The organism is Candidatus Deferrimicrobiaceae bacterium, assembly GCA_036504035.1.
GTDB lineage: Bacteria > Desulfobacterota > Deferrimicrobia > Deferrimicrobiales > Deferrimicrobiaceae > JANXPS01.
In genome coordinates, this window is the sequence record DASXVV010000009.1 from 130514 (window position 1) to 154795 (window position 24282).

Below are 24282 nucleotides of genomic sequence, written 5' to 3' on the forward strand. Positions count from 1 at the left end.
CAAACGTCATTCCATTATTATTCGGTTTCGAGCAGGCGATTATATGGAGGGATAAACCGAGTTCGCGGTAAGATATCGCGCATTTGCTGCGTGAGACTTTACTTACACTACTTCGGCGATCGTCCGGGTGGGGATCAGTCCGTCAACCCGTGGTCCATCAGGTACCGGATCACTTCCGCGCTGTTCTTCATCCCCAGCTTCTGCAGGATGCGGCTCTTGTAGGTCGTGACCGTCTTCGGACTCACGCACAGCTCTCCCGCGATCTCGTTGTTCTTCCGGCCGGCGCCGATCAGCCGCATGACCTGGTATTCCCGGTCGGACAACTTCTCATGGGCTGCCTTTTCGACGTTCGGCTCAAGCTCGAAGGCCAGCTTCTCCGCCAGCGTCGTGCTGACATATTTGCGCCCCTGCGCGACACGCCGAATTGCTTCGATCAGCTCCTCCTGCGCGCTTTCCTTGGTGAGATATCCGGCTGCCCCGGCCCGCAGCGCCCGCACGGCGTATTGCTCCTCCGGGTGCATGCTGAGGATGAGCACCGGAAGCCGGGGCTTGCGCTCCTTGATGAGCCTGAGCAGTTCAAGCCCGTTGCGATCGGGCATCGAGATGTCGAGCAGGACGATGTCGAGCACGTCGCGGGCGATCCTGTCAAGCGCCTCGCGGGCCGTCGACACGCCCGCGACCACCCGGATGTCATGGGTCTTGAGGAGGATCTCCTCGATCCCCCGCAGGACGATCCGATGATCGTCGACGAGGAGCGTCCGGATCGTCATGCCCGCGGCGCCCCGTCCCGCGGGAGACGCGCGCGGAGGGCGGTTCCGCCGCCGTGCGCCGCCCCGATCTCGAGCGTCCCGCCAAAATGATGAAGCCGCTCGCGCATGCCGATCAGCCCGAGCGACGCGGGATCGCAGATCTTTTCGGCAGGGATCCCGATGCCGTCGTCCCGGACCGTCAGCGTGACGGCGCGCTTCGTCTCGGCAAGGCGCACGGAAACCCGCGTCGCGCGGGCGTGCAGCCCGATGTTGGCCAGCGCCTCCCGGAATATCCTGAACAGGGCGGTCGACTGCCCCTGGTCGAGGACGATGTCGCGCGGGGAGACCAGCGTCTTGCAGGCGATTCCGCACTTCCGCTGGAACTCGCCGGCCTGCCATTCGATCGCCGGCCCGAGGCCGAGATCGTCGAGCATGACAGGTCGCAGTTCGGTCGAGATCCGCTTCACCGTCCCGATGGTCGAATCGATCAACGCCAGCATGTCCGTCAACCGCTCCCGAAGAAACGGGTGCGCACCGCCGAGGTTGTCCGAAACCCAGGACGTGTCCAGCCGAAGCCCCATCAGCCCCTGCCCCAGGATGTCGTGGATCTCCCGCGCGATCCGTTTCCGCTCGGCCTCGACGGCTTCCTGGATGTGCGTGGAGAGCTTGCGAAGCTGGTCGAGCGACTGCCTTAACGCCTGCTCCGCCCGCTTGCGCGCCTCGATCTCCTCGACCACCACGACGAGGTAGTTCACCCGCCCGCCCGCCGCCGACCGGACCGCGCTGGTGATCCGGTTGACCCAGACCACGCGCCCGTCCTTGCGCACGTACCGTTTTTCGTTGGACACCGTGTCGACCTCGCCGCGGAATATCCGCCGGGACACCGCCAGGTCGTTCGCCAGGTCGTCCGGATGCGTGATCTCCTGGAAGGTCATCCCGAGCAACTCGTCGGCCGTGTAGCCGGTGATCTCGCAGTAGCGCGGGTTCGCCTTCAGGAAGCGCCCCCCCGGGGCGATGTGGACGATGCCTGCCGCCGCGAAGCGGAAGGTGTCCTCGAACTGCCGCTCGCTGTCGCGCAGCGACCTCTCCATCCGGCGGTGCTCCGTGACGTCGAAGGCATAGTGCAGGTAGAGTTCCCCGTCCAGCGGTGCCCAGCAGGCGTCCTCAACCCGTTCATCGATTTCGATGGTCCGCTTTTGCGGCTCGCCCGACGCCCAGAGCTCCGGAGCCCGGCACCAGGGGCACGGGCTCGCGCGCTTGCGCCATCCCGCGTAGCAGGTCAGCCCGGGCTCGGCTCCCACGCGCATGGCCGTCCTGTTTGCGGCGACGATCTCGCGGCTTCCGGGGCGGATCAGCAGTGCCGGGCACGGCAGGTTGTCGAGGAGGATCCGGTCGAGGCGAAAAACCTCCGAACGGCGTCGGTCCGACGCGCGGCGTTCGACCATCCGGGTAGGGACATGCTTCCTGCTCATATTATAAAACAACGTATCACGTTTTCGGCCGCAAGCAAGCGGGACTTTCCAGAAGCGACCCGCTTGACTTCATTACCCGGTATGTATATTTTTATACATACCATGACGATGCCGCTCACCCCCCAGCAACAGCATGTCCTGTCGTTCATCCACGACTTCATGGCACGCAACCGCTTCGCCCCGACGGCCCAGGAGATCGCCGAGCGGTTCGGCATCGCCGTCAAGAACGGCTATTACTACCTCGACCTGCTCGAGCGCAAGGGACACATCCGCCGCACGCCCAACCGGCACCGGCAGATCGCGTTTCCGGGCGCCGGCGCGCCCTCTCTCCCCGTCCGGGTCCCGGTGCTGGGCAGCGTTCCCGCCGGCAGCCCGCGCGAGGCGATCGAGCTCGTGCAGGAAGAGCTTCTGTTCGACGCCTCGTTGGCCGGCGACGGCGACGTGTTCTCGCTGCGCGTCGCGGGCGACAGCATGACCGGCGACCACATCGCCGACGGCGACTACGTGCTGGTGCACTGCCAGCCCGATGCCGCCGACGGCGACATCGTGGTCGCCGTGCTCTCGGGCGACGCCACCGTCAAGCGGCTGCGCCGGCAGGGCGGCGCCATCGTGCTCGAACCGTCCAACCCCGCCTACCCGCCCATCGCCGTGCCCGCCGACGCGTCGTCCTTCCGCATCGCCGGCAAGGTGGTCGGCGTCTACCGCAAGCTGTGATGCGCGCCGCGCCGCTCGACCTCTACGATGCCTCCGCCCTTTGCCTGGCGCCGCCGCCGGGCCGCATGGCGGGCATCTTCGGCGAAGACGCCTGTGCGCTCGCGCTGCGGGCGCTCGCGGCCCCGCTGCTCGCGGGCGAAACCGTGGTGGCCGTCGACGCCGGAAACCGGTTCGACCCCTATGCCATCAGCCGGTCGGCTTCCGCCCTCGGCGGCGATGCCCGGGCGGCGCTTTCCCGCATCCGTCTGTCGCGCGCCTTCACCTGCCACCAGCTCGAGCGGCTGCTGTCCGAGCGTCTCGCCCCCGAGCTGTCGCGCCGCCGGGCGCGGCTGGCGCTGGTGCTCGGCCTGCACGAGTCCTTTCGCGACGCCGACGTCCCCTATCGCGAGGCCTGCGCCCTCTTCCGCAAGAGCGTCGCCGCCCTCCGGAAGATCGCGACCTCCGGCGTGCGCGTGGTGCTGGCAAGCCATCCGGCGTCCGGCGACCGGGCCGGCTTCTTCATGCACCTCGCGCGGGAAGCGCGCCCGATGCTGCTCGTCCGGCGCGAGGGCGGTGCGTGGGGCGGCACGCTTTGGCTCGACGAAAAGCGCGCGCCCATCCCGCTTCTGTCAGGGAAGTAGCAAAGCCGTGGGCCGCACCGTCCTTCCTTTCACCCAGACGCTCCACCAGGAAGAAGCGTCGTGGAAGGAATTCCGCCGGGCGCTTCGCAAGGAAGACCGCGAGTTGTTCGACGCCCTGTTTTCGGATGCCCGCTACCACACCACCGCCTGCGCCTGCTCGGGGCGCCCGGTGCCGTTCGAGGCGGTACTGATGAGCATCCTCCTCGAAGCGCGGCGCGCCGTACGCGACCTCTCGCTGCGGGTCGCCGCGCTCGAGGCCGCCGCCGGCAGCCGGCCCGACCCGTGCGCAACCGAACGCTGACCGGCTGGCTGCTCGACCTCGTCGCGCGGCCCGCGTCCGTCGACCTCGTCTTCCGCACCGACGGCGGCGCGACGCACGCCCTGTCCGCCCCCTTCCTGCCGTCGTTCGTCGTGGCCGGGCGCGACGTCCGGCGCGAGGCGGTGCTGGCGGCCGCGCGCGCGTGGGGCTGTCGCGTGGGGCGCGGCGAGGGCACCGAGATCTTCTCGGGGCAGCCGATTCCCGCCTGGCGCCTCCGCGTCCCGGCCTCGGGCCTGTTTGCCCGCATCGTCCGGATGGCCGAGGCCGAGTTCACCCCCGAGGCGCTCTTCAACGCCGACATCGCGCCCGAGCAGCAGTTCGCCTATGCCACCGGCCTGTATCCGCTGGCGCGCGCCCGCGTCACGATCGACGCCGACGGCGCCGTCTGCGGCCATGAGCTGCTCGACGACCCGTGGGATGTCGATGCGCCGCTGCCCGAGCTGACGGTGGCGACGCTGCGGGTCGACGGCCGCGGCCATCCGGCGCACGGCCAAGCCCGGCCGCTGCTGTTCTCCTTCGACGGCCGCACCGACCTGTTCGAGTGGACCGACGGCGCCGGCCTGCTGCACGACCTGTCGCGCCGGCTGCGCGAGGCCGACCCCGACCTGCTCGTCACCGAGTACGGCGACGACCACCTCGTGCCATCGCTGCACGCACTGGCCGAGCGCTGCCGCGTCCCCTTCTCGCTCGACCGCCCGCTCTCCCGAGCCGGGGGAGGCGACGGCGCGCGCCGCCCTCTTCCCCCCCGCTCCTACATGTCCTACGGCAAGGTCGTCTACCGCGCGGCCACCCACACCGCCTTCGGCCGCTGGCACGTCGACGCCCGCAACTCGTTCCTGTTCGGCGACACGGGGCTGCCCGGGCTCATCGAGCTGTCGCGCCTGTCGGGCATCCCGCTCCAGCGGCTCGCGCGCTCCTCGCCCGGCACCGCCATCTCGGCGATGGAGGTCGCGCTCGCGATGTCGCGCGGCGTGCTCGTCCCGTTCAAGAAGCGCGAGCCCGAAGAATTCAAGACGGGGCTGGCGCTGGTCGAGACCGATAAAGGGGGGCTGACCTACCTGCCGCGCCCGGGCGTCCGAACCAACGTGGCCGAGCTCGATTTCGCCTCGATGTACCCGTCGCTGATGAACCGCTACAACATCTCGCCCGAGACGATCAACTGCGACTGCTGCGATCCGGGGCTGCCCGTGCCCGGCATCGGCGCCCACACCTGCACGCGGCGCCGCGGCATCATCCCCGACACGCTGGCGCCGATTCTAGAGAAACGGCGGCAGCTCAAAATCCGGCAGAAGGCGGCCGCGACGCCCGACGAGAAAGAGCCGTTCCGCCGCCGCCAAACGGCGCTCAAGTGGCTGCTCGTCGTCTCGTTCGGCTTCCTCGGCTACCGCAACGCCCGCTTCGGCCGCATCGAGGCGCACGAGGCGGTCACGGCCTGGGGACGCGAAAAGCTGCTGATGGCGAAGGAGACCGCCGAGCGCAGCGGCTATTCCTTCCTCCACGGGCTGACCGACGCGATCTGGGTCACACGGGACGGCGCTGCCGGGGACGACTACCTGGCGCTGGGCGACGACATCACCCGGGAGACGGAGATGCCGATCGCGCTCGAGGGAGTCTACGACTGGATCGCCTTCCTGCCGTCTCGGCAAAATCCGGCAGTCGCCGTGCCGAACCGCTTCGTCGGCGCGTTCCGCCACGGCGAGATGAAGGTGCGCGGCATCGCGCTTCGCCGTTCCGATACGTCGCCTTTCGTCGCCGCGCTGCAGCGGTCGATGCTCGACGCGATGGGCGGCGCGCACGATCTCGCGGCCTTGCGGGGCTTGCGGCCCGCGCTCGAAGCGATGGTCGAGGAAGCGGTGCGCGCGCTGCGCGACGGCCGCGTGCAGCCCGAGGCACTGGCCATCGCGCGGCGGCTCTCGAAGGCGCCCGACCAGTACGTCGCCAATACGGCGGCGGCGTCGGTCACGCGCGAATTGTGCGGGAGGGGGGTGGCGCTGCAGCCGGGAGCAAAGATCCGCTACCTGCTGGTCGCCGAAGGAGGGAAGCCGGGCAGAGTGCGACGCCCGGCCAGGCCTGCATCGCTTCCCGGCGGCCGCGCCATGGGCTTCCTCGACGGCAGCGAGTCGCCCGACCTCGACAAGTACGAGGAACTGCTGCGCGAAGCGGGGGAAGAGCTTCTCTGGATCACGCGGAACGCCCGCTAATCCAGGTCGATGTCCTTCACCGGCTTCTCGACCGGCGCGTCCTTGGCCTTCTCCATGAACGTCTTGAACAACTTCTCCATCGCCGCCCCGCGCCCCTTTTCGGCCTCGACGCTCTGCCGGTACTTGTCCTCAATGCGGGACGCCTCCTCGGCCAGCACGCGCTCCGCTTCCTTCAATTCGGTCGCCTTCCGCGCGGCGCTTGCCGGATCGACTTTCTCGACCACGACACCGCGCACGGTATCGACGACCAGCTGCGCCCCGCAACAGGGGCAGTCGACCTTGAGCACGGATCTCTCTTCCAAGGAATCGGACATGCCATTCCCTCCGTCGGCCTGGTTCATGCGTTTATTCTAGCTGAGCCGGCACAAAAAAAGGGGCAGGCCCCGCAAGGCCTGACCCTTTGATTGTTATGGAGCCGATGGTCGGGATTGAACCGACGACCTGCTGATTACGAATCAGCTGCTCTACCACTGAGCTACATCGGCCCGTCTGGAAACGGACGGAAATCGAAGAGGGATAATCTATTTCGGCACACCCGAAATGTCAAGCAAGGGAAGGCGCAAGGGCACTTTCCGCCGCACAGCGGGCGGCCTCGAACGCGTCCCGGTAATGCGCCTTGAGCCAGGCGAGGCGATATCCCTCGGTCGCGAAACCGGCCAGGCGCGTCTCGGGGAGGGTAAATGCGCCCGTGCGCCGCAGGAAGTCGAGCATCTCCTTCGCCGCCGACCCGGAGATTCCGTTGGCTGAAGCCCCCTCGGAAAAGCGCACAGCAACGGCGAACATCGCCGGTTCGTCGTAGCGGGAATAAGCGCGGGCGAAACGAACGGCATCATCGGGCGTAAAGCGGGCCACCTCGGTACCGATTCGGGCCAACTGTTCTTCGTACAACGGAAGGCCGTGCGTCTCGGCAAAGTAAGGCGTAAGCGCGGGAACCTCGCAGTCGGAGCGCTCCCGCCCATGCCGCCGATCGATATAGCGGTCGAGGAGGCCGGCGGTCAACGTCGACATCCGGTAGAGTGCCTGGAAAGCGACCAGGTGGGCGAAACGGACGGGGTCCAGGCGTCGCAGGTAGTCGAGGGCGTCTTCATGGTCGAAGCGGGGAATCCCTGCGGTGTCCCCGGCGGAGAAGAGCCGATAGGTCGCGGGATCGTCGAAAGGAATCGCATCGGCGGACAACAGGACGGCACCTTCGGCGGGGAGTCGCCCGATCACGCTTTCGATGGACATGGGCAAGGGAGAAGCTCAGGCCAGCCGGACGTCGACATGCGCCCATCCGGGGATCGCGCGCAGATTTTCCTGAAGGCCGTCGGGGTCGAACATCCCGAAGTCGGGAGCGGTCCCCCGGAGTTCGACCCATCGTCCCTCGGGATCTCGGCGCCACTCCCCCCCACCGACGATGACCCACCCCGGCTTTCCGACCCCGTGGGAACAGCAGCCTTTCCCGTAGACGGTCTCAAACGGGAGTTCCATCCGGCCACAAAACCGCTCGACCACCGCGGAATGCGTCGCATCGCGCGTCGACAGGACGATATACTCCTCTTCATCGGCGCGTAACTGCATGAACAGGCCGCAGTTTCCTCTTTCCGCCGGAATCGAGGCCGTCAAGTCGACCAGGAAAAAGCCGAATCTTCCCCCCGATATTCGAAGAACCAACAGTTCCTCCCCCACATACGATTAAACAGTAAGTACGACTATTACCATACGATGTTGCAACAATAGAAACGGAAACGCTAGGGACTCCCGATCCGCTCGAGCACCGCCGCGATCGAACGATCAAGCCTGGCCCCCCTGGAAGCGACCATCCGAGCCTCCGCTTCCTGGCCGCATAACTCGAGCGATATAACTTTCCCGAGCCAGGCCAGCGGAGCTAGCGGGGTGATCGCGATCACCCGGTCGAAGCAATCGATCGCCATCCTCGGATCGTGCCTGACCTTAAGGATCTCCCACCCCATGGCTAGCAACACGACCGCATTCCCGGGGGACAGCGCGAGCGCCCGTTCGTAGCAGGCCAAGGCATCATCGATACGGCCCAGTCTGTCGAGCGCGGCGCCCTTCCCCATCCAAGCGAACAGGTTCCCCGGTTCGAGTCCGAGCGCCTGGTCGAACGCCCGGACGGCTTCTGCAAACCGGTCCGCCTTTTCGAGGATCGTTCCCTTGTCGAACCACGCGTAGGCACACGCCGGATCGATCGCGAGCACCTCGTCGAGCATCGCCAGCGCCTCGCCGGTGTGGCCTTGCGCCGCTTTGGCCATCCCCCAGCCGATCCTGGCGGAAACCTGACCTTCGTCCCGCGCGATCGCCTCCGCGTAACAGGCGACAGCCTGCGTGTGTTCCCCCAGCTTGAGGTGGGCATCGCCCTCGAACTTCCAGGCGGCCCCGCTCTCGGGCACAAGCTCCCTTGCCCGGCGCGTGCAGGCGATAGCCTCGGAATAGCGCCCCAGAGCAACGTAGCAGATGCCGGCATTCAACCAGGCGTTCGCGTACGCGGGCTCGACCCGGACGACGATCTCGAAGCAGCCAACGGCTTCCTTGAATTCGGCCAGCAGACTGTGGCAGATCCCCTTGTTCATCCAGGCGGGCGCGTTCCCGGAATCGATGGCAACGGCTTTCCCGAAACAGCCGATCGCTTCGCGATCCAGCCCGGCGGATTTGTGGAGGAGCCCCTTGTCGAACCATGCCGCGCCACAAGCGATATCGCAGGCAATGGCCCGATCGAAGAGCAAAATCGCCTGTGCAGCGTTGCCCATGGCCTGGGCAGCGACCCCCTTCCCGACCCATGCCCGCGCATGCCCGGGAACGATCGCCAGCACCCGGTCGAAACAATCGTCCGCTTCGAGATGGCGCCCCATCCTTCCCGATGCGACGCCACGCTGGTACAACGCCTCGATATTGCAGGGGGAAACGGCAAGCAGGTCGTCGAAGCGATCCACGGCTTCCTGGTACTTGCCGGAATCCGCCAACGCGACACCTTCGGAGAGGCTCATTTCGATCGCCTGTTCGTCCAGCCGGTCTCCCGTCATACCGATCCTCCGTCTAGGATATGGATGACGACCTCGGGATAAAGTTGCCGGGAATCGCAGGGCAAATAAAAAAAGCCCCGGGGAAATCCCCCGGGGCGTCATGTGCATCGTTTGTGTGAAAGTCTTGTATTCGGTGCCTGTCAGCCCTTGCCCACCGCATTCAGCAGCTTGTCGGGGGAAGCCCAGTAGAAATTGGGCTCGATGAACTTGATCGCGCCGGTCTTGTCGACGACGACCGAGGTGGGCAACGCGTTGATCCCGTAGTCTTCCCAGGTACGGAGCCCTTCGTCGATCAGGATCGGGAAAGCGATGCCCAACTTGTCGCGAAGGCGCTGGACCTTGGCGAGGACGACCCCTTTTTCGGAGTCCTGGTTGATCAGAAGGACGGCCACGTCGGTGCGGGTGCCGAATTGATCGCGCAGGAAGGTCAACTCCTCCTCGCAGCGGGAACACCAGGTCGACCAGAATGCGATCACGACCGTCTTCCCTTTGAACTGTTCCAGCGTGACCCGTTTCCCCTCGAGATTCTTCAGGGAGAAATTGGGGGCAGGTTCACCGGCGATCAGCGCGGTCGCCCGGGCGGGAACCGCCACCGTGAGCATCACCATGAGTGAAGCCAGGATCGAGAGTTTCCGGAACAAGGGGGACAACATGCTGCAACCTCCAGAACTTGATGAACTTTACCTTAGCAATTGGGGTGCCAAGTGCCCCACTTGAGGGAGCCTGGTATAAATATGATTGCATTATCGATGTGTTACAATTCTTTCAACTGATCCCCCACCCCGGGATACTTGGTCCTCGAGGTGGGGGATTTGACGCAACTTTCAGTTTTATACCCGTTTATGGCTTGACAAGCCGCTAATTATCGACCTCCGCGCCAGCCGCGCCCCGGGTCGGGATCACGGCCGGGCCTTTGATCGCGGTTGTTTTGATCGCGGTTGCCTTGATCGGTCCCCTGGGAACGATCGACCGGTGCGAAGGAACGAGGCGGAGCCGCTGGGGGCTGGATTCGTTCGCGCTCGACCGGCGGGGGAGCTACCGGCGTCGGAACGACCGGGGCGACCCGTTCGGGCGTGGGCCTCGGCTGTGTGCGAAATTCCGGAGTTGGCGCGACGCGTGCCGGAGAGGGTCGCGCCGGCATGGTCCTGCGCTCCGGTGCCGGACCGGTCCGGAACGAGGGCGTGGCGCCGGGACTGCGTCCGTAGTTTCCCGGCGGGGTCCTCACCCCTTCGCGGCCGGGGGAAGTGACCGCCGGCCTGCGGATCTCGGGCGTCGGTCGCTGGAACGTGTTCGGGCCCGTAGCGCGTGGGGTGCGGACGACCGGCGCCGGACGGACGGACGGCCGCGGGTTGGAGCGATCGACGTGCACGTCGCGCCAGCCCGGGGCGCCCTGTCGGGCGGGCTCACGCACGAAGACGGTCTGGCGTGGAAGCGGCTGCCGCCACGAGGTCAGAGCCTGTGCGTTGCGGGGAATGGCCGGACGGGTGAACCGCTCGCCCGGGCGCAGCGGAACCCATCGCGTGTTCCCGCCCTCACGAACAAAACGTACCCTCGCCGGGAAATATCCGGCTGGGCGAAAGTGGTGGCGCCCCGATCCGAAGGAAACGCTGATGAACGACCCGTAAGGGGACCAGCACCAGCCGAAAGCCGGCGAGTTCACCCAATTTCCGCACCGATACGGATACCAGCCCCAAGGCTCATCGGAGATCCAGGTCCATCCGAACGAGGCGACCCAGACCCATCGACCGAAATAATACGGACTCCAGCCGGCCGCCACGCGCGGCCGCCAGACGGCGCCGTAGTCGGGTACGGTGACCCACTCCCCGTAGTCGCTCAACTCGTTGACGACTGCCGGCGGAGCCTCGACGGACCGCTCGACTTCGCTCATCTCGGGCGGCGGCCCCTCTTCGTCGATCGGGCCGCTGTCGGCCAGCCTGCCGATCGTCACCCCGTCACCGACATACGCCTCCTCGCCTGCACGGACCCGGTACTTGGCATCGCCAGCCTTGATGCGCGCCTCCCCTTCCCGGACTTGCACGGTGCTTTCCTCGTCCGCACCGGTGGCGACGATCCGGTAGCGTCCCGCCTTCGGAAAGCGGACGATCTGCCCGTCTTCGAGCGCGACATTGACCGGTTCGAAGAATTCGTCGTCCGGAAGGAGAAAATTCGCCGCACCCTCGTGGAGGGTCAGGCTCGCCCGATCTTCGCGCAGGTCGCGCAGTTCGAGATCGGAGCCCTCGCCAAGGCGGATCCGGTCTTCCCCGTTGAGCACGACTTCCGCCGAGCTGCCTTCGGGAATCCGGACGCGTGAGCCGCTCGAGAGCGGGGCGTTGCCCTCGAATTCCTGCCAGTCGCTCTCTCCTGGCCCGATCACCCACGCAGACCCGTCGATGACCCGGAGTCGCGCCACGGACCAGGCCGGGACGCTTTCGCCGCCTACGGCGCTTTCGTCATCGGCGATTTCCGCACGGCTCGCAATCGGGAAGACCAGAAGCGCCAGGATCCCGGCGAAACATAATTTAGTGGCCATTCGCTTCTTCATGTTCGTTCCTCCCTACCTTATTGAACACCATTTCCCGCGTAGGGTTCCCCGATTTGCGATAAAATCATCCCCATGTACCGCATGGATGCCAAGAATCGTTCGATCGGCGAGATGTTTTCCGCCATCGCCCCCCGCTACGATTTCCTCAACCGCCTGCTTTCGGCCGGGATCGACCGTCGCTGGCGGAAGCTGGCCGTCCGCGCGCTCCTGCCGGCCCGCGGCGGCCGGTACCTTGACGTCGCCACCGGCACGGCCGACGTTGCCCTCGAGATCTTCCGGCAAAAGGGCGATGAGGCGAGGGTCACCGGCGCCGACATCTCGATGGGGATGATGCGCTTCGGACAGCAAAAAGTTTCCATGAGTGGCCTCTCTGGCCGGATGGCCTTCGTCCAGGCGCCGTGCGAATCGCTCCCGTTCCGCGATGGAGCCTTCGATTCCGCCTCCATCGCTTTCGGCATCCGTAACGTCGTGGATCGCGCACGGGGGCTGTCCGAGATGTGCCGGATCGTCCGGCCGGGGGGACGCATCGTGATCCTCGAATTTTCTCTCCCCGAGAATCGCTTTTTCGCCATGATCTACAACTTTTACTTCAATACGCTACTACCCCGGATCGGTGGGCTTTTTTCAAATAAAAGCGCCTATGTCTATCTTCCTGAATCGGTGCATGCTTTCCCTTCCCCTGAAGCATTCCGGAAGATGATGCTCGATGCCGGGTGCGCCTCCGTCGACACGAGGCCCCTGACGTTCGGTATCGCCACGCTTTACGTCGGCACGCGTCCCGCGGCGCCCTGAGGGAAACCCGAATCCGTGCAGACCCGTAGTCTCTGCGTCTTTTGCAGCTCGAGCAACCACCTTCCCGCCGCCTTCCGGAGCGATGCCGAAGCGCTGGCAGACCGCCTGGTCGCCGCGGACATCAGCCTGGTCTATGGCGGCGGGTCGGTGGGACTGATGGGGGTGCTTGCGGATCGGGTCTTGTCGCGCGGAGGACGGGTGGTCGGTGTGATCCCTCGATTCCTGGCGGACAAGGAGTTGGCGCACGGGCGCCTGACCGAGCTGGTCCTGACCGAGACGATGCACGAACGGAAACAGGAGATGAGCCGCCGGGCCGACGCGTTCGCCGTCCTTCCGGGCGGCTTCGGAACGCTCGAGGAATTTTTCGAGGTTTTGACCTGGAAACAACTTCGGCTGCACGCCCGCCCGATCGTCGTCGCGAATACGGGGGGCTGGTTCGATCCGGTCTTGGCTTATTTCGAAAAAGCGGTTGAATTGCAGATGGTTCGCCGGAAAAGCCTCGATCTGGTCACCGTCGTCGATGACGGTGCCCAGATCGTCGAAGCACTGTTCAAACTGCGCCGCACCGATATCCTGAACCCGACCTTCGAAAAAACCTGATCAACCCCGGTCTTCCCAATGTCCCGGCATCCAGACCTGCCGCTCGACGGTGAGATAGTGGCCGGCGACCCATGCCCTGCCCCGGTCGCGACCGCCGCCGTCGTCGCCGAATTCGTCGTCGGCATCTCTACCCCCCCGCGCCATCTCCCAATGCCCCGGCACCCATTGACGCTCGATCCGGGACTCGTAATGCCCTTCGATCCAGACGCGGTCTCGGGGCGGGGCGTAGTATCGGGGCTCCGGGGCGTAGTAGCGCGTCTCGGGGACGTAAACCCTGGCCGGTTGCGAATTTTCGATGATGTTTCCGAGAATCTGAAGCCCCAGGATTCCGGTCATGATCTTGCCCGCCGTGGCCCAGCCTCGATCGCCTGCCAATGCTGGCTTCGGAACCGTGGTCGCCAACATCGCTGCCGCCAGGATGACCGCCATGATCTTTTTCATTGTCGTTGCCCTCCGTTCCAGTCGCTTCTTATCCTTTTGAACCCGGTCCAAAGGGAAAAGTTCCTGTCGCAGGGAGGATCGGCGATTACTTTTACGCTTATTCGGCAGAGATGACGAGGATGAGGACGCCGTTCTGGTAGGTGGGGCCGCCGACGAGCACCATTCCGCCACGGTTAAGCCCAAGCGCGGTCGTCAGCTTGTTCTTGCCCCCTTCGAGGATCTGGACGTCGAGCTTGATCTTGCTGCCTTCGATCGAGGCTGGCGTAGCCTTGAGGATGCGGTTGCCGGGCAGCGGGATCTCGCCGGTCTCGCCGACCCCGAGGCTGCGCTTCTGACGGTCGAGCATCTTGTAGGAAGAATAGTTGAACATCGACTGAAGCTTGGATTTGAGCTTGGAGAGCGCCGGATCGATCGATTTGCCCTCGTGCGACGCGTGCGCAATGGCGACCTCGATGGACACCGTCGGGCCGGCAAGGGCCGTGGCAGGCAGAAACATCGCCAGGACCAGCAGGAGGGATAAGGCGAGGGAAACTGTCTTTCCGGAGCGGTCAGCCGTGGTTGTCGTCATCGTCACTGATCCAGATCACCTGTGGAAAATCTGCGCCGCGATCGAGCAGCGCCACGGTGGAAGTCTCGGAATCGAGCGTCTCGACCTCGACCCGGAAATCGCCCGGGCTGATGGGTCCCCGACCGACAACGGAAGGATAGACCATCAGCGTGAAAACGGCAAGTGCCGCCGCAGCGGGCAGCCAGAGCCAGTGACGCCAACGCCGGGCCGTCCGTTTCGCCTCCTGCTTCTCGGCGATTCCGGCGCGGACACGGGTCCACATGGCGTCGAGCTGCGGCGAGCGTTCGCGCGCCCCGCCCGCGGCCCAAGCGCGGAGCAGGTCACCCGAGGCCCGGTACGCTTTGACCGTGTCCGCGCATCGGGGGCAACCCGCAACATGGGCGCGCACCCTTTCGGCCTCGGGGCCGGTCAGCCGGTTGTCGATCCATTCGTGAAGCAGTTTATCGTCTTTTTTGCAATCCATGGCGCGCCTACGCTTCCCGGAACTTCTTGAGGGTTTCCTTGAGCCGCCCGCGTGCATAGTGTAGCCGCGACATCACGGTGCCGACCGAGCACCCGAGCGATTCGGCGATCTCGTCGTAGGACAGGCCGTCGACCTCGCGCAGGATGATCACGGCCCGATGGTACTCGGGCAGCGCCGCAATAGCCGCGGCCAGCGCGTCGGCCAGCTGCCGGTTCCCGGCAAGTTCCTCGGGGGTGCGGGGATAGTTCCCCGTCTCGGCTTGGCATTCATCCTCGGTCCCCTGCGTCTCGTCGAACGCCACCTCTCCCTTGCGGCCGGTCTTCCGCCAGCGATCGATCGAGCCGTTGACCAGCATCCGGTAGAACCAGGTGAAGAAACTGGATCCGCCGCGGAAGTCCTTGAGGCTGTAGAACGCCTTGATGAAGGCATCCTGAACCGCGTCGACAGCCTCGTCGGGGTCGCCCAGGATGCCGAACGCCACGCCGTATGCCCGCCCCTTGTATCGTTCCATGATCTCGCGGAACGCCTCCTGGTCGCCGCCCGCCGCCGCCTTCACCAGCTCGGCTTCGGGAACCGGACTCGTCTCTTCCTTTTTCATGTGACGAGCCTGGAGTCCAATATATTCATCCCGATTTTCACGAGGTTAATGAACCTCGCCCCAGTTTTTCCCGGTTCCGGCCGTGACCGTGAGCGGGACGGAAAGCTTGACCGCCCCCTCCATCGTCTCGACGAGGATCGACCTGGCCTCGGCCGCCTCGTCCTTCGGCGCCTCGGCCAGCAGCTCGTCGTGCACCTGGAGCAGCAAGCGGGCCTTCATCCCCCGGGTTCTAAAGGCGCGGTCTGCCCGGATCATGGCGATCTTGATGATGTCGGCGGCGCTCCCCTGGATCGGCGCATTGACGGCCATCCGGTCTGCCGCATCCCGCATTATGCGGTTCTGGGAAACGATGTCGCGAATGTAGCGACGGCGCCCGAAGATCGTCGTGACGTACCCGTCGCGGCGGGCCCGGACCTTGACCTCCTCGAGGTATTCCCTGACGCCCGGGAATCGCTCGAAGTAGCCGTCGATCAGCGGCTTCGCTTCCTTGGGCGCGATGCCAAGCTCCCGGGATAGCCCATAGGGGCTCATCCCGTAGAGGATGCCGAAATTGATCACCTTGGCCCGGCGCCTGAGCTCGGGCGTCACGTCGGCGGCCTTCACGTTGAACACGGACATGGCGGTGGACTGGTGGATGTCCTCCCCTTCGCGGAACCCCCGGACCAGCGTAGCATCGCCTGACAGATGGGCGAGCAGCCGGAGCTCGACCTGGGAGTAGTCGGCGCCGACGAAGAGGCACCCCGGCTCGGGAATGAAGCCGCACCGGATCCGTTGCCCCAAGGGCGTACGCACGGGAATGTTCTGGAGGTTCGGGTCGGACGAGGACAGCCGCCCGGTTCCGGCCTGGATCGAATTGAAAGTCGTATGGAGCCGCCCGTCCCGCGGATCGATCAATCCCGGCAGGACGTCGACGTAGGTCGACTTGAGCTTCGCCAAGGTGCGATATTCGAGGATAAGCGCGGGGATCTCATGGGTATCCCGGAGCTGCTCCAGCACTTCGACATCGGTCGAGTAGCCGGTCTTCGTTTTCTTGACGGGGGGCAGGCCGAGCTTTTCGAAAAGCAGGAAGGCGAGCTGCTTCGGCGAATTGATGTTGAAATCGCCTCCGGCGATGTTTGCGACCTTCCGTTCGATCGCCTTCGTCCCCTCGTCCAGCTCGGCGGATAGCTGCGCGAAGATGCCGGTGTCGATTTTGATGCCCGCGCGCTCCATCCGGAAGAGGACCGGAAGGAGCGGCATGTCGATGTCGTCGCTGACCGACGTCAGCTCGGCTTCGGCCAGCTTTTCCTCGAGGGCGCCTCCCAGACCCGCCAGACTCCTGGCGATCTCCGCCGCGCGCGCCTCGGGGGTGCCCTCCTCCCCGGCTGCGACCGATCCGGGCAGGTATCGTGCGAACAGTTTCGTCGGCGTCGGCGACCCTTCGTCCGGCGAAAGCAGGTATCCCGCGACAAGAAGGTCGATCAGCGGCAGGGCGTCGAGGGCGGACAGGCCCGGCCGCAAGCGGAGAAGCCGCTTCCCGTCGAACACGTACACCCGCCCGCCGTGCTCCAGGAACCGGGAGACGACCGCGTCCACTTCCTCGGGCGGGAAGAGGAACGTCTCGCCGTCCGGGATCGCAAGTGCGGCGGCAGCACCGGTTCCGTCGCCCGGATGCAGCCCCGCCCGCTTCGGAAAAGGCGTACCGAGCGCCGATGCCAGCGCCTTGGCGCTATCGATTGCGCGCCACGAGACCGCCTCGGACGATTTCGGTGCGGCCGCTTCCGCCCCGCCCGATCCTCCGGGCCTGAAAAGCGGCATCGCGTTCCGTTGCTCGAGCTCGAGATCGTCGACCAGCTTCCGGAAGCCGAGTTTTTTGAAAAGAGGTGTGGCCCGCCCCACGCTGATTCCGCGAGGCGCCAGGTCGGCGAGGCCGACGTCAAGCGGGACGTCGCGATCGATCGCGGCGAGCTGCCGGCAGAGGCGCGCCTGGTCCGCGTTTTTCTCGATCTTTTCCCGCCTGGCGCCCTTGAGCCGGTCGGTGCCGGCCAATAGCGCATCGAGCGACCCGAATTCGCGCAGCAACTCGGCTGCCGTCTTTTCGCCGATGCCGGGCACGCCGGGAATGTTGTCGGAGGGATCTCCCGCAAGCGCGAGCAGGTCGACGACTTGCCCCGCGTCGACGCCGAACGTCTCGCGCACCTGCTCGGGCCCGACCTCGCGATCCTTCAGGCCGTCCCGAATCCGGACGTTCTGCGAGACGAGCTGGTAAAGGTCCTTGTCGGAGGAGATCACGACGACTCGCATCCCGGCCTCGTCGGCCAGGCGCGAAAGAGTCCCGATGACATCGTCGGCCTCGGCCCCCGGAATCGCCACGCGCGGGACCCCCAGGGCGTCGATCACCTCCTCGACCAGCGGGAACTGCACCGAGAGATCCTCGGGCACCTTGAGGCGGTTGGCCTTGTACTCCGGATACAGCAGGTGCCGCGGGGTCGGCTCGGGCGTGTCGAACACGGCGGCGATGGCGTCGGGATTTTCCTGTCGGAGGATCTTCAGGAGGATGCGCGCGGTTCCGAGTACCGCGTTGGTCGGTGTGCCGTCGGGCGCCGTGAGCCGGGGCACCCCGTAAAACGTCCGGTAGAGGACGTTATGTCCGTCGATCAGATAAAGAGATTTCATGGGAGGGCTGCCTTTGCTCGACCACCAGCGTCTCGGCGAGGGTATCGCCCGCCCGCTGGCCGTCGGGATCGTAGAAACCGAGATACGTCTCGACGAGCAGCACGGCCAGCCCCACCGTGTAGGCAAGGAAGGGACCGACCGCCGGGACGAGATAGAGCAGGAACGGGACGACGATCGTTCCGTTTCGCAGGAGGGATGCGGAGAAATCCATCGGCTCCCCGTCGACGCGCACGACCTTGAGGCCGGCCAGCCACTTGCCGGCGCTCCGGCCGCCGGGGAAAGCATCGGCCATCAGCAGGTAGAACAGCGCCGCGAATGCGCCGGCCGCTCCCTCGATCCGCCAGAGGCAGAGCGCCACGATCAGGTCAGCCGCCTTGCCGACCATCCGCGCCAGGTAGCGCGCCCGCCGTGCATCGCGGAAGTACGCGCGTTTCTCTTCCCAGCGGGTGGCCATCGCCTCAGCCCCCGTCCCCGGTCGCGGCTCGGGTGAAGAACAGGAACGCCATCGTCGGGCGGCGACTCCCGTGCTGGGTGACGAAGTTGATAGATTCGAATCGGTACCCGTCGGCCATCGCGGCGTTGAGCGCCTGCTCGATCGCGCGATCGGAGACCTCGCTCAACTCGATCACCCGGTATGGGGCGTTTTCGACGGGGGTCGGCACGTTTCGTCAGCCCGCGATCAGCTTCGCCGCGTCCTTGGCGGCGTAGGTGATGATCATCTCGGCGCCGGCGCGCCGGATGGCGGTGAGGATCTCCATCATCACGCGCGGACCGTCGATCCAGTCGAGTTTTTCGCCCGCCTTGACGATCGAGTATTCGCCGCTGACGCTGTAGGCGGCGACGGGATAGTCGAATTCTTCCCGGACGGCGCGGATCACGTCGAGATATGCGAGCGCCGGCTTGACCATCACGATGTCGGCACCCTCCTGGATGTCGAGCGCGACCTCGCGGAGCGCCTCGAGTCCGTTCCCGGGGTCCATCTGGTAGGAGCGTCGGTCGCCGAACGACGGCGTGCTCTCGGCCGCGTCGCGGAACGGGCCGTAGAAGCCGCTGGCGTACTTGGCCGCATAGGCCATGATCGGGATCCCGCTGAAGCCCTCGTCGTCGAGCGCCTCGCGGATGCGGCCGACCCGGCCGTCCATCATGTCGGACGGAGCGATGATATCGGCGCCTGCCCGTGCGTGCGTCACCGCGCTCTGCGCCAGGATCTCGAGCGTGGCATCGTTGTCGACCTCGCCGGACTTCGTCAGGATGCCGCAATGGCCATGGTCGGTGTATTCGCAGAAGCAGACGTCGGTAACGACGACGAGGTCGGGAACCGCGTTCTTGATCGCCCGGACGGCGGTCTGGATGATGCCCTTGTCGGAGCAGGCGTCGGAGCCGACCGCGTCCTTCTTTTCGGGGATGCCGAACAGGAGGACGGCTGGAATGCCGAGCTTCTTGACGGCTTTCGCCTCCTTGACGAGGTTGTCGACGCTCATCTGGAAGATCCCCGGCATGGAAGGAATCTCGTGCATCGCGTTCTTCTCGTGCGTCACGAAGAGCGGATAGATCAGGTTGTCGACGGAAAGGCGGGTCTCGCGGACCATCCGGCGCAGCGTCTCGGTGCGACGCATCCGGCGGGGGCGATATTCGGGAAAGTTCATCGGGCGGCTCCTTTTTGGCGGAAATGGACCTCGATGGCGTCGAGCATGCCGGCGATCGTGTATTGATCAGGCATGATCCCGACGGACATGTCTCTGTTTTCGACGGATCGGGCGGTCACCTCGCCGATGACGGCGATCGTGCTGCTGGAAAGGATGGATCGGGCGCGATCCTCCCCCAGAAGCAGGATAAAGTTCCGGAAGGCCGACGGGGAGGCGAAGGCGCAAACGTCGGGGGGGGTTTCCGCAATAGCCCGCGCGGCGCCTTCGTCGAGATCGGGCAGCCCTGTGCGGTAGGTGACGGGCGCGACAACGATGCCACCCTGAACGACGAGGCCGTCGACGAGCGCTTCGCGCCCCTCGGCCGCTCGGGGAACCAGGAAGCGCTTCCCGGATATACCCTCTTTGGCGAGGGCGTCGAGCAGGCCTTCCGCCGTATGCGTTCCCGCCTCGAGGAAGACCGTCATGCCGGCATCGGAAACCGCGCGCGTCGTGCCGGGCCCGACCGATCCGATGCGAAGCCCCGGCGGAAGCCCGGCGGCGATCGCCGCAGTTGCGCGCGGCGCAAAATATCTGACGCCGTTTGCGCTGGAAAAGAGCAGCCAGTCGAAGGAGGGAAGCGCCGAGATCGCGGCATCGAGCGGCCCCGGGTCGTCGACTGCGACGATCCGAACCGTGGGGAAAAGGACGGGGACCCCGCCTCGGCCGCGGATCAGGTCGGCGAATTCCCTCGCCTGCCCCTCGCCGCGGGTGACCAGCACGCGAATCCCGCGAAGGGGCATGGCTGCCGTTCAGCCCTTCGACGCGGCGTAGACTTCGTCGAGGATGGCCTTGGCGCCGCGCGACAGCAGCTCTTCGGCCAGCGAGACGCCCATGGCTTCGGGATCGTTCCGGGAACCGCGACGCTCTCCCCGGATGATCTCGGTCCCGTCGGGGCGACCGACCAGGCCGTTGAATCGCAATTCGTTCCCCTCGATGCGGCCGAAAGCGCCGATGGGCACCTGGCACCCCCCCTCGAGCCGGGTCAGGAAGGCGCGCTCGGCGCGCACCGCGACCGATGTCTCGGGATCGTCGAGGAAGGCGACCGCCCCGCGCGTATCGGCATCGTCGCTCCGGATCTCGATGCCCAGCGCTCCCTGCCCGACAGCGGGAAGCGAGACTTCGGGATCGATCAGTGACGAGATCCGGTCGGCCCAGCCAAGCCTCCGCAAGCCGGCCGCCGCGAGGATGATCGCGTCATACTGACCTTCGTCCATCTTGCGGATGCGGGTGTCGAGGTTGCCGCGGAGCTGGTCGATCTGCAGGTCGGGGCGGGCGGCGAGGAGCTGCGTCTGCCGGCGAAGGGAACTGGTGCCCACCTTGGCGCCCTTCGGGAGCGTGTCGAACGTCTTCGCCTTGTTCGAAAGAAATGCGTCGCGCGGATCTTCGCGCTTGGTGGTGCACGAGATCTCGAGGCCGGCGGGCAACTCGGTCGGCACGTCTTTCATCGAGTGGACGGCGAAATCGATCTTCCCGGTCAGCAGCGCGTCCTCGATCTCCTTCACGAACAGTCCCTTGCCGCCCACCTTGGCCAGCGGGACATCGAGGATCATGTCGCCCGTGGTCTTGATCTTGAAGATCTCGACCTTCCGGCCGGTCTTCTCCTCGACAAGCGCCTTGATGTGTTCGGCCTGCCACAGCGCGAGCAGGCTGCCCCGGCTCCCCAGGATGATGACGCCGTCCGGTCTATTCACGGTCTTTCCCTCCGTCGGTCAGGTCGAACAGTTCCCGGACCACGGGTACCAGTTCCATTGGGTCGCGTCCGTCACCGTCGTTTTTGAGCGCCATCAACGGCGCGTGAAGCACCTTGTTGACGATCGAGGAGGCCAGCCCCTCGACCACCTTGCACGTTTTCGGGTCGTCGGTTCCAAGGATCGACAGCGCCTTGGCGACCTCGTGCGCGCGGATCTCGTCGAACTTGCGCCGCAGCGAGATGATGGTGGGCGTCACCTGCTGGGCGTCGAGCCACTTGCGGAACGACGCGACCTCGGACACCACGATATCTTCGGCGATCCCCGCTTCCTTGTGACGCTCCTCGAGGTTGGTCTCGATGACATTGTTGAGGTCGTCGATATCGTAGACGTAGACATTGTCGATGTCGTTGATGTCGGGGTCGATGTCGCGCGGCACCGCCATGTCGACGAAGAACATCGGGCGGTTGCGCCGGATGCGGATGACTTCCTCGACATCCTGCCGCCGGAGGATGAACGTGGGCGATCCCGTGGAAGAGATGACGATGTCGGCAGTCTTGAGGTGAGACACCATCTCCTCGAAGCGGATGGCGGTGCCCTCGAACTCCTCGGCCAGCTTGACCGCACGCTCGAAGGTGCGGTTTGTGACCATGATGCCCTTGACGCCTGCGTTGAGCAGGTGGCGCGCCGCGAGCTCGCACATCTCGCCGGCCCCGATCAGCATGACCGTCTTGTCTTTCAGGTCGCCGAAGATCTTGCGCGCGAGTTCGACGCCCGCGTACGAGATCGAGACCGCGGAGCTGGCGACCTTGGTCTCGGTGCGGACCCGCTTGGCAACCGAGAATGCCTTGGAGAAGAACTTGTCGAGTACCGGGCCGATCGACTTGAACTCGCCCGCGTAGCCGTAGGCGTCCTTGACCTGCCCCAGGATCTGCGGCTCGCCGAGGACCATCGAGTCGAGGCTCGAGGAGACGCGGAACAGGTGATGAACGGCATCTTCGTCGATGTGATGGTAGAGGTGGCCCTCGACGTCGGGAAGCGCCAACCCGTGATGGTCGGCCAGGAACGCCTTGACTTCGCCGGTTCCCCGATAACCCTCGTCGGCCAATACGCAAACCTCGACCCGGTTGCAGGTCGAGATGATGACGCCTTCGGAGACGGACGGCAGCGACAGAAGCGAGCGCAGCGCGTCGCCGATCGTGTCGGCGGGAAAAGCGAGACGCTCGCGGATCTCGACCGGCGCCGACCTGTGATTCAAACCGACTATGACGATATGGCCCATCGGAAAAGAAACGTCCCTTCGTTTAACCGTTGAGAGCTGCGTATGTGTGCTTGCCCGCAGGCAGCAGGTTGATGCCGAGGAAGGTGAAGACGACCAGGAGAAACCCGACGATGGCGAGGATGGCGGCCTTGCGCCCGCGCCAGCCGACGGTCAACCGGCCGTGGAGCAGCGCGGCGTAGACCAGCCATGTGGCAAGCGACGCGGTCTCTTTCGGGTCCCAGCTCCAGTAGGTGCCCCAAGCGTTCTGGGCCCAGAGCGACCCGGTGATGATCCCGATGGTGAGCATCGGGAACCCGATCGTCAGGCACCGATAGTTGATCTCGTCGAGCACATCGAGCGACGGAAGCCGCTGGAAGATGGCGCCCATGCGCTTCCCCTTGACCTGCCGCTCCTGCATCAGGTACATGAGGCCCGCGGCGAACGCCACGGCGAAGAACGCGTAGGCAATGAACAGCACTATGACGTGTACGGGAAGCCAGGAGGAGTTGAGCGCCGGATTGAGCTTCTGGATCTCGGACTGCTGGAAAGCCGAAAGCAGGCTGAAAAGGAAGGCCAGCGGCGCGACGAAAGCGCCCAGCACCCGCAGCTTGTACCGGATTTCGGTCAGCAGGAACACCCCGACGATGACGAGGGCAAAGAAGGACAGCGACTCGAACAGGTTGGTGATGGGGGTGTGTCCCGCCTCGACGAAGCGCATGCAGAAGCCGAGAAGGTGCAGGAAACCGCCGATGAGCAGGAACATGCGGCCCAGCCGCGCGCCCCGCTCCCTGAGCGTGACGATGAAGTAGAGGTAAAGGAGGGCGCCGACCAGGTAGAGGATGGTGGTCGACTTCAAAAGGAGCGTTTGCATCGGGATATTCTAAACCATGGCTTCGCCGTGGACAAGTGGCGCGTCATGCAACATTCGCGTCACGACTCCCCGACGACCAGGCGGGTCAGCTCGGCCACCTCGGACCGAAGCGCACGGGCCTCCTCCCGGAGCGCCGCGACTTCGGCCTCGAGCGCCTCGATGCGCGCGTCCCGGCCGGTCCGGGCGGCTTCGTCGCTCGGGCCTTCCTCCGGGGCCGCCGCCGGAAAAGCCGGGGACGCCGGCTCGGCGGCCGGCATCCCGCCGAACAGCTGGGCGTACCGCTGCTCCTTGCGCCCGGGCTGGCGGGGAAGGATGGCGACCATCGGAGGCGTCTCGCCACCAAGTTTCTGAAGAATCGCCCCCACGCAGGCGAGGTCTGGCAGGTCGCACATCCGGCCGGCGCGGGTCCGCAGCTCGCCCGGCGTCTGAGGGCCCCGGAGCATCAGCTCGCACAGGATCGCCAGCTCGGGGCGCCCGAGATCGAGCTTCTCGACCATGAAATGCCGGTATTTCGAGACCCGGCCGCTGTCCCCGGAAAGAATCGCAAGCTGCTTGCGCCCGAGCGTCCCGAGAGCCCGCGAGACGTCGGCCTCGCACAGGTCGGTGACGGGGTCGCGGTTCGACTTCTGGTTGCAGGCGTTGACAAGCGCGTTGAGCGACAGCGGGTAGTATTCGGGCGTCGCCAGCTCCTTCTCGATCAGGGCGCCGAGCACACGCGTTTCGATAGCGTCGAGCTGCGGCTCCACGGCTACGGTTTCTTCTTGTATACGTTCAGCCCGATCTTTTCCTCGCGCCCCTCGAGCGTTGCGTTGCCTTCCGTCGAGGCGATAATAATCGTCTTCCCCGAAGACGAGGGCCCGAATTCCTTCTTCAGGTCGACCTTGATCGTAAGGATGTTCCCTTCCACGGTCATTTCTACGTTTTTCATTTTTCCTCCGGGATGTGGTTTATGGACGGATTATATTCGTTTCGCGCTACCATTTCGCCATGCGCCTATTTCCGCCGACGGAGGCCCGCCTCCGG

The 24282-nt window shown here is 65.5% G+C and carries 28 protein-coding genes and 1 tRNA gene; 6 read left to right on the plus strand and 23 right to left on the minus strand.

The window, feature by feature from the left end; all coding sequences use genetic code 11:
• Window positions 1–134: 134 nt before the first annotated feature.
• Entirely contained in the window at window positions 135–770 is a 636-nt protein-coding gene (locus VGK27_06360; protein ID HEY3489727.1) for a response regulator transcription factor, read from the minus strand.
• The gene (locus VGK27_06365) at window positions 767–2194 is read right to left on the minus strand and encodes a PAS domain S-box protein (GenBank protein ID HEY3489728.1); all 1428 of its coding nucleotides are present in this window, start codon (window positions 2192–2194) and stop codon (window positions 767–769) included. Before VGK27_06365 ends, VGK27_06360 begins: the two co-directional genes overlap by 4 nt.
• Window positions 2195–2323: 129 nt before the next feature.
• Between VGK27_06365 and lexA the strand changes: the two genes are divergently transcribed.
• From lexA to VGK27_06385, 4 genes are read left to right on the plus strand one after another with little or no spacing between them, the layout of a single operon-like run.
• Window positions 2324–2935 carry a transcriptional repressor LexA gene (gene lexA, locus VGK27_06370; GenBank protein ID HEY3489729.1) on the plus strand — a complete coding sequence of 204 codons (612 nt, stop codon included), beginning with the start codon at window positions 2324–2326 and terminating at the stop codon, window positions 2933–2935.
• Window positions 2935–3555, plus strand: coding sequence for a hypothetical protein (locus tag VGK27_06375; GenBank protein HEY3489730.1), 621 nt, complete (start codon window positions 2935–2937; stop codon window positions 3553–3555). Before lexA ends, VGK27_06375 begins: the two co-directional genes overlap by 1 nt.
• Before the next feature lie 7 nt (window positions 3556–3562).
• Complete coding sequence (locus tag VGK27_06380) at window positions 3563–3856, plus strand: hypothetical protein (protein HEY3489731.1); 294 nt, start codon at window positions 3563–3565, stop codon at window positions 3854–3856.
• Window positions 3838–6075: a DNA polymerase domain-containing protein gene (locus tag VGK27_06385; GenBank protein ID HEY3489732.1), complete on the plus strand. Its 2238-nt coding sequence runs from the start codon at window positions 3838–3840 to the stop codon at window positions 6073–6075. The genes VGK27_06380 and VGK27_06385 overlap by 19 nt, the downstream gene beginning before the upstream one ends.
• Here the strand turns inward: VGK27_06385 and VGK27_06390 are convergent.
• The 7 genes from VGK27_06390 to VGK27_06420 form a co-directional block, all read right to left on the minus strand.
• Window positions 6072–6389, minus strand: a complete 318-nt coding sequence (locus tag VGK27_06390; protein HEY3489733.1) for a hypothetical protein — start codon at window positions 6387–6389, stop codon at window positions 6072–6074. The genes VGK27_06385 and VGK27_06390 overlap by 4 nt on opposite strands.
• 96 nt (window positions 6390–6485) lie before the next feature.
• Window positions 6486–6560, minus strand: a tRNA-Thr gene (locus VGK27_06395).
• Window positions 6561–6618: 58 nt separating this feature from the next.
• The gene (locus tag VGK27_06400) at window positions 6619–7302 is read right to left on the minus strand and encodes a hypothetical protein (GenBank protein HEY3489734.1); all 684 of its coding nucleotides are present in this window, start codon (window positions 7300–7302) and stop codon (window positions 6619–6621) included.
• Between the two features lie 15 nt (window positions 7303–7317).
• Complete coding sequence (locus VGK27_06405; protein HEY3489735.1) at window positions 7318–7728, minus strand: hypothetical protein; 411 nt, start codon at window positions 7726–7728, stop codon at window positions 7318–7320.
• A gap of 77 nt (window positions 7729–7805) precedes the next feature.
• Window positions 7806–9095 (minus strand): tetratricopeptide repeat protein, encoded by a 1290-nt coding sequence (locus VGK27_06410; protein HEY3489736.1) that lies wholly within the window; start codon window positions 9093–9095, stop codon window positions 7806–7808.
• A 140-nt stretch (window positions 9096–9235) separates the two neighbouring features.
• Window positions 9236–9748: a redoxin domain-containing protein gene (locus tag VGK27_06415; GenBank protein ID HEY3489737.1), complete on the minus strand. Its 513-nt coding sequence runs from the start codon at window positions 9746–9748 to the stop codon at window positions 9236–9238.
• 209 nt (window positions 9749–9957) lie between these two features.
• Window positions 9958–11637, minus strand: a complete 1680-nt coding sequence (locus VGK27_06420) for a DUF6600 domain-containing protein (protein ID HEY3489738.1) — start codon at window positions 11635–11637, stop codon at window positions 9958–9960.
• A 72-nt stretch (window positions 11638–11709) separates the two neighbouring features.
• On the opposite strand from VGK27_06420, the gene ubiE reads away from it, so the two are divergent.
• Window positions 11710–12429, plus strand: coding sequence for a bifunctional demethylmenaquinone methyltransferase/2-methoxy-6-polyprenyl-1,4-benzoquinol methylase UbiE (gene ubiE / locus VGK27_06425; GenBank protein ID HEY3489739.1), 720 nt, complete (start codon window positions 11710–11712; stop codon window positions 12427–12429).
• A gap of 15 nt (window positions 12430–12444) precedes the next feature.
• Window positions 12445–13029 (plus strand): TIGR00730 family Rossman fold protein, encoded by a 585-nt coding sequence (locus VGK27_06430; protein HEY3489740.1) that lies wholly within the window; start codon window positions 12445–12447, stop codon window positions 13027–13029.
• On the opposite strand, the gene VGK27_06435 is transcribed toward VGK27_06430, so the two are convergent.
• The 14 genes from VGK27_06435 to VGK27_06500 all read right to left on the minus strand — a co-directional run bounded on the left by VGK27_06435 (window position 13030) and on the right by VGK27_06500 (window position 24187).
• Window positions 13030–13470 carry a hypothetical protein gene (locus VGK27_06435; protein HEY3489741.1) on the minus strand — a complete coding sequence of 147 codons (441 nt, stop codon included), beginning with the start codon at window positions 13468–13470 and terminating at the stop codon, window positions 13030–13032.
• 97 nt (window positions 13471–13567) lie between these two features.
• Window positions 13568–14038, minus strand: a complete 471-nt coding sequence (locus tag VGK27_06440; protein HEY3489742.1) for a hypothetical protein — start codon at window positions 14036–14038, stop codon at window positions 13568–13570.
• Window positions 14019–14501 carry a zf-HC2 domain-containing protein gene (locus tag VGK27_06445; GenBank protein HEY3489743.1) on the minus strand — a complete coding sequence of 161 codons (483 nt, stop codon included), beginning with the start codon at window positions 14499–14501 and terminating at the stop codon, window positions 14019–14021. The genes VGK27_06440 and VGK27_06445 overlap by 20 nt, the downstream gene beginning before the upstream one ends.
• 7 nt (window positions 14502–14508) lie before the next feature.
• On the minus strand, window positions 14509–15099 hold the full coding sequence (locus VGK27_06450; GenBank protein ID HEY3489744.1) for a sigma-70 family RNA polymerase sigma factor: 591 nt from the start codon (window positions 15097–15099) through the stop codon (window positions 14509–14511).
• Between the two features lie 45 nt (window positions 15100–15144).
• Window positions 15145–17754 (minus strand): DNA polymerase I, encoded by a 2610-nt coding sequence (gene polA, locus VGK27_06455; GenBank protein HEY3489745.1) that lies wholly within the window; start codon window positions 17752–17754, stop codon window positions 15145–15147.
• Window positions 17723–18208 carry an RDD family protein gene (locus VGK27_06460; protein HEY3489746.1) on the minus strand — a complete coding sequence of 162 codons (486 nt, stop codon included), beginning with the start codon at window positions 18206–18208 and terminating at the stop codon, window positions 17723–17725. Before VGK27_06460 ends, polA begins: the two co-directional genes overlap by 32 nt.
• Before the next feature lie 4 nt (window positions 18209–18212).
• Window positions 18213–18416, minus strand: coding sequence for a hypothetical protein (locus tag VGK27_06465; GenBank protein ID HEY3489747.1), 204 nt, complete (start codon window positions 18414–18416; stop codon window positions 18213–18215).
• 6 nt (window positions 18417–18422) lie between these two features.
• The gene (gene hemB / locus VGK27_06470) at window positions 18423–19400 is read right to left on the minus strand and encodes a porphobilinogen synthase (GenBank protein ID HEY3489748.1); all 978 of its coding nucleotides are present in this window, start codon (window positions 19398–19400) and stop codon (window positions 18423–18425) included.
• On the minus strand, window positions 19397–20179 hold the full coding sequence (locus tag VGK27_06475; GenBank protein ID HEY3489749.1) for a uroporphyrinogen-III synthase: 783 nt from the start codon (window positions 20177–20179) through the stop codon (window positions 19397–19399). Before VGK27_06475 ends, hemB begins: the two co-directional genes overlap by 4 nt.
• Window positions 20180–20188: 9 nt before the next feature.
• Window positions 20189–21130 carry a hydroxymethylbilane synthase gene (gene hemC, locus VGK27_06480; protein ID HEY3489750.1) on the minus strand — a complete coding sequence of 314 codons (942 nt, stop codon included), beginning with the start codon at window positions 21128–21130 and terminating at the stop codon, window positions 20189–20191.
• Window positions 21123–22409: a glutamyl-tRNA reductase gene (hemA, locus tag VGK27_06485; protein HEY3489751.1), complete on the minus strand. Its 1287-nt coding sequence runs from the start codon at window positions 22407–22409 to the stop codon at window positions 21123–21125. Before hemA ends, hemC begins: the two co-directional genes overlap by 8 nt.
• A gap of 22 nt (window positions 22410–22431) precedes the next feature.
• A complete protein-coding gene (ccsB, locus tag VGK27_06490) occupies window positions 22432–23259 on the minus strand; it encodes a c-type cytochrome biogenesis protein CcsB (GenBank protein ID HEY3489752.1) in 828 nt (275 codons plus the stop codon).
• Window positions 23260–23318: 59 nt separating this feature from the next.
• On the minus strand, window positions 23319–24005 hold the full coding sequence (locus VGK27_06495) for a DUF480 domain-containing protein (protein ID HEY3489753.1): 687 nt from the start codon (window positions 24003–24005) through the stop codon (window positions 23319–23321).
• A gap of 2 nt (window positions 24006–24007) precedes the next feature.
• The gene (locus tag VGK27_06500) at window positions 24008–24187 is read right to left on the minus strand and encodes a hypothetical protein (GenBank protein ID HEY3489754.1); all 180 of its coding nucleotides are present in this window, start codon (window positions 24185–24187) and stop codon (window positions 24008–24010) included.
• Between the last annotated feature and the right edge of the window lie 95 nt (window positions 24188–24282).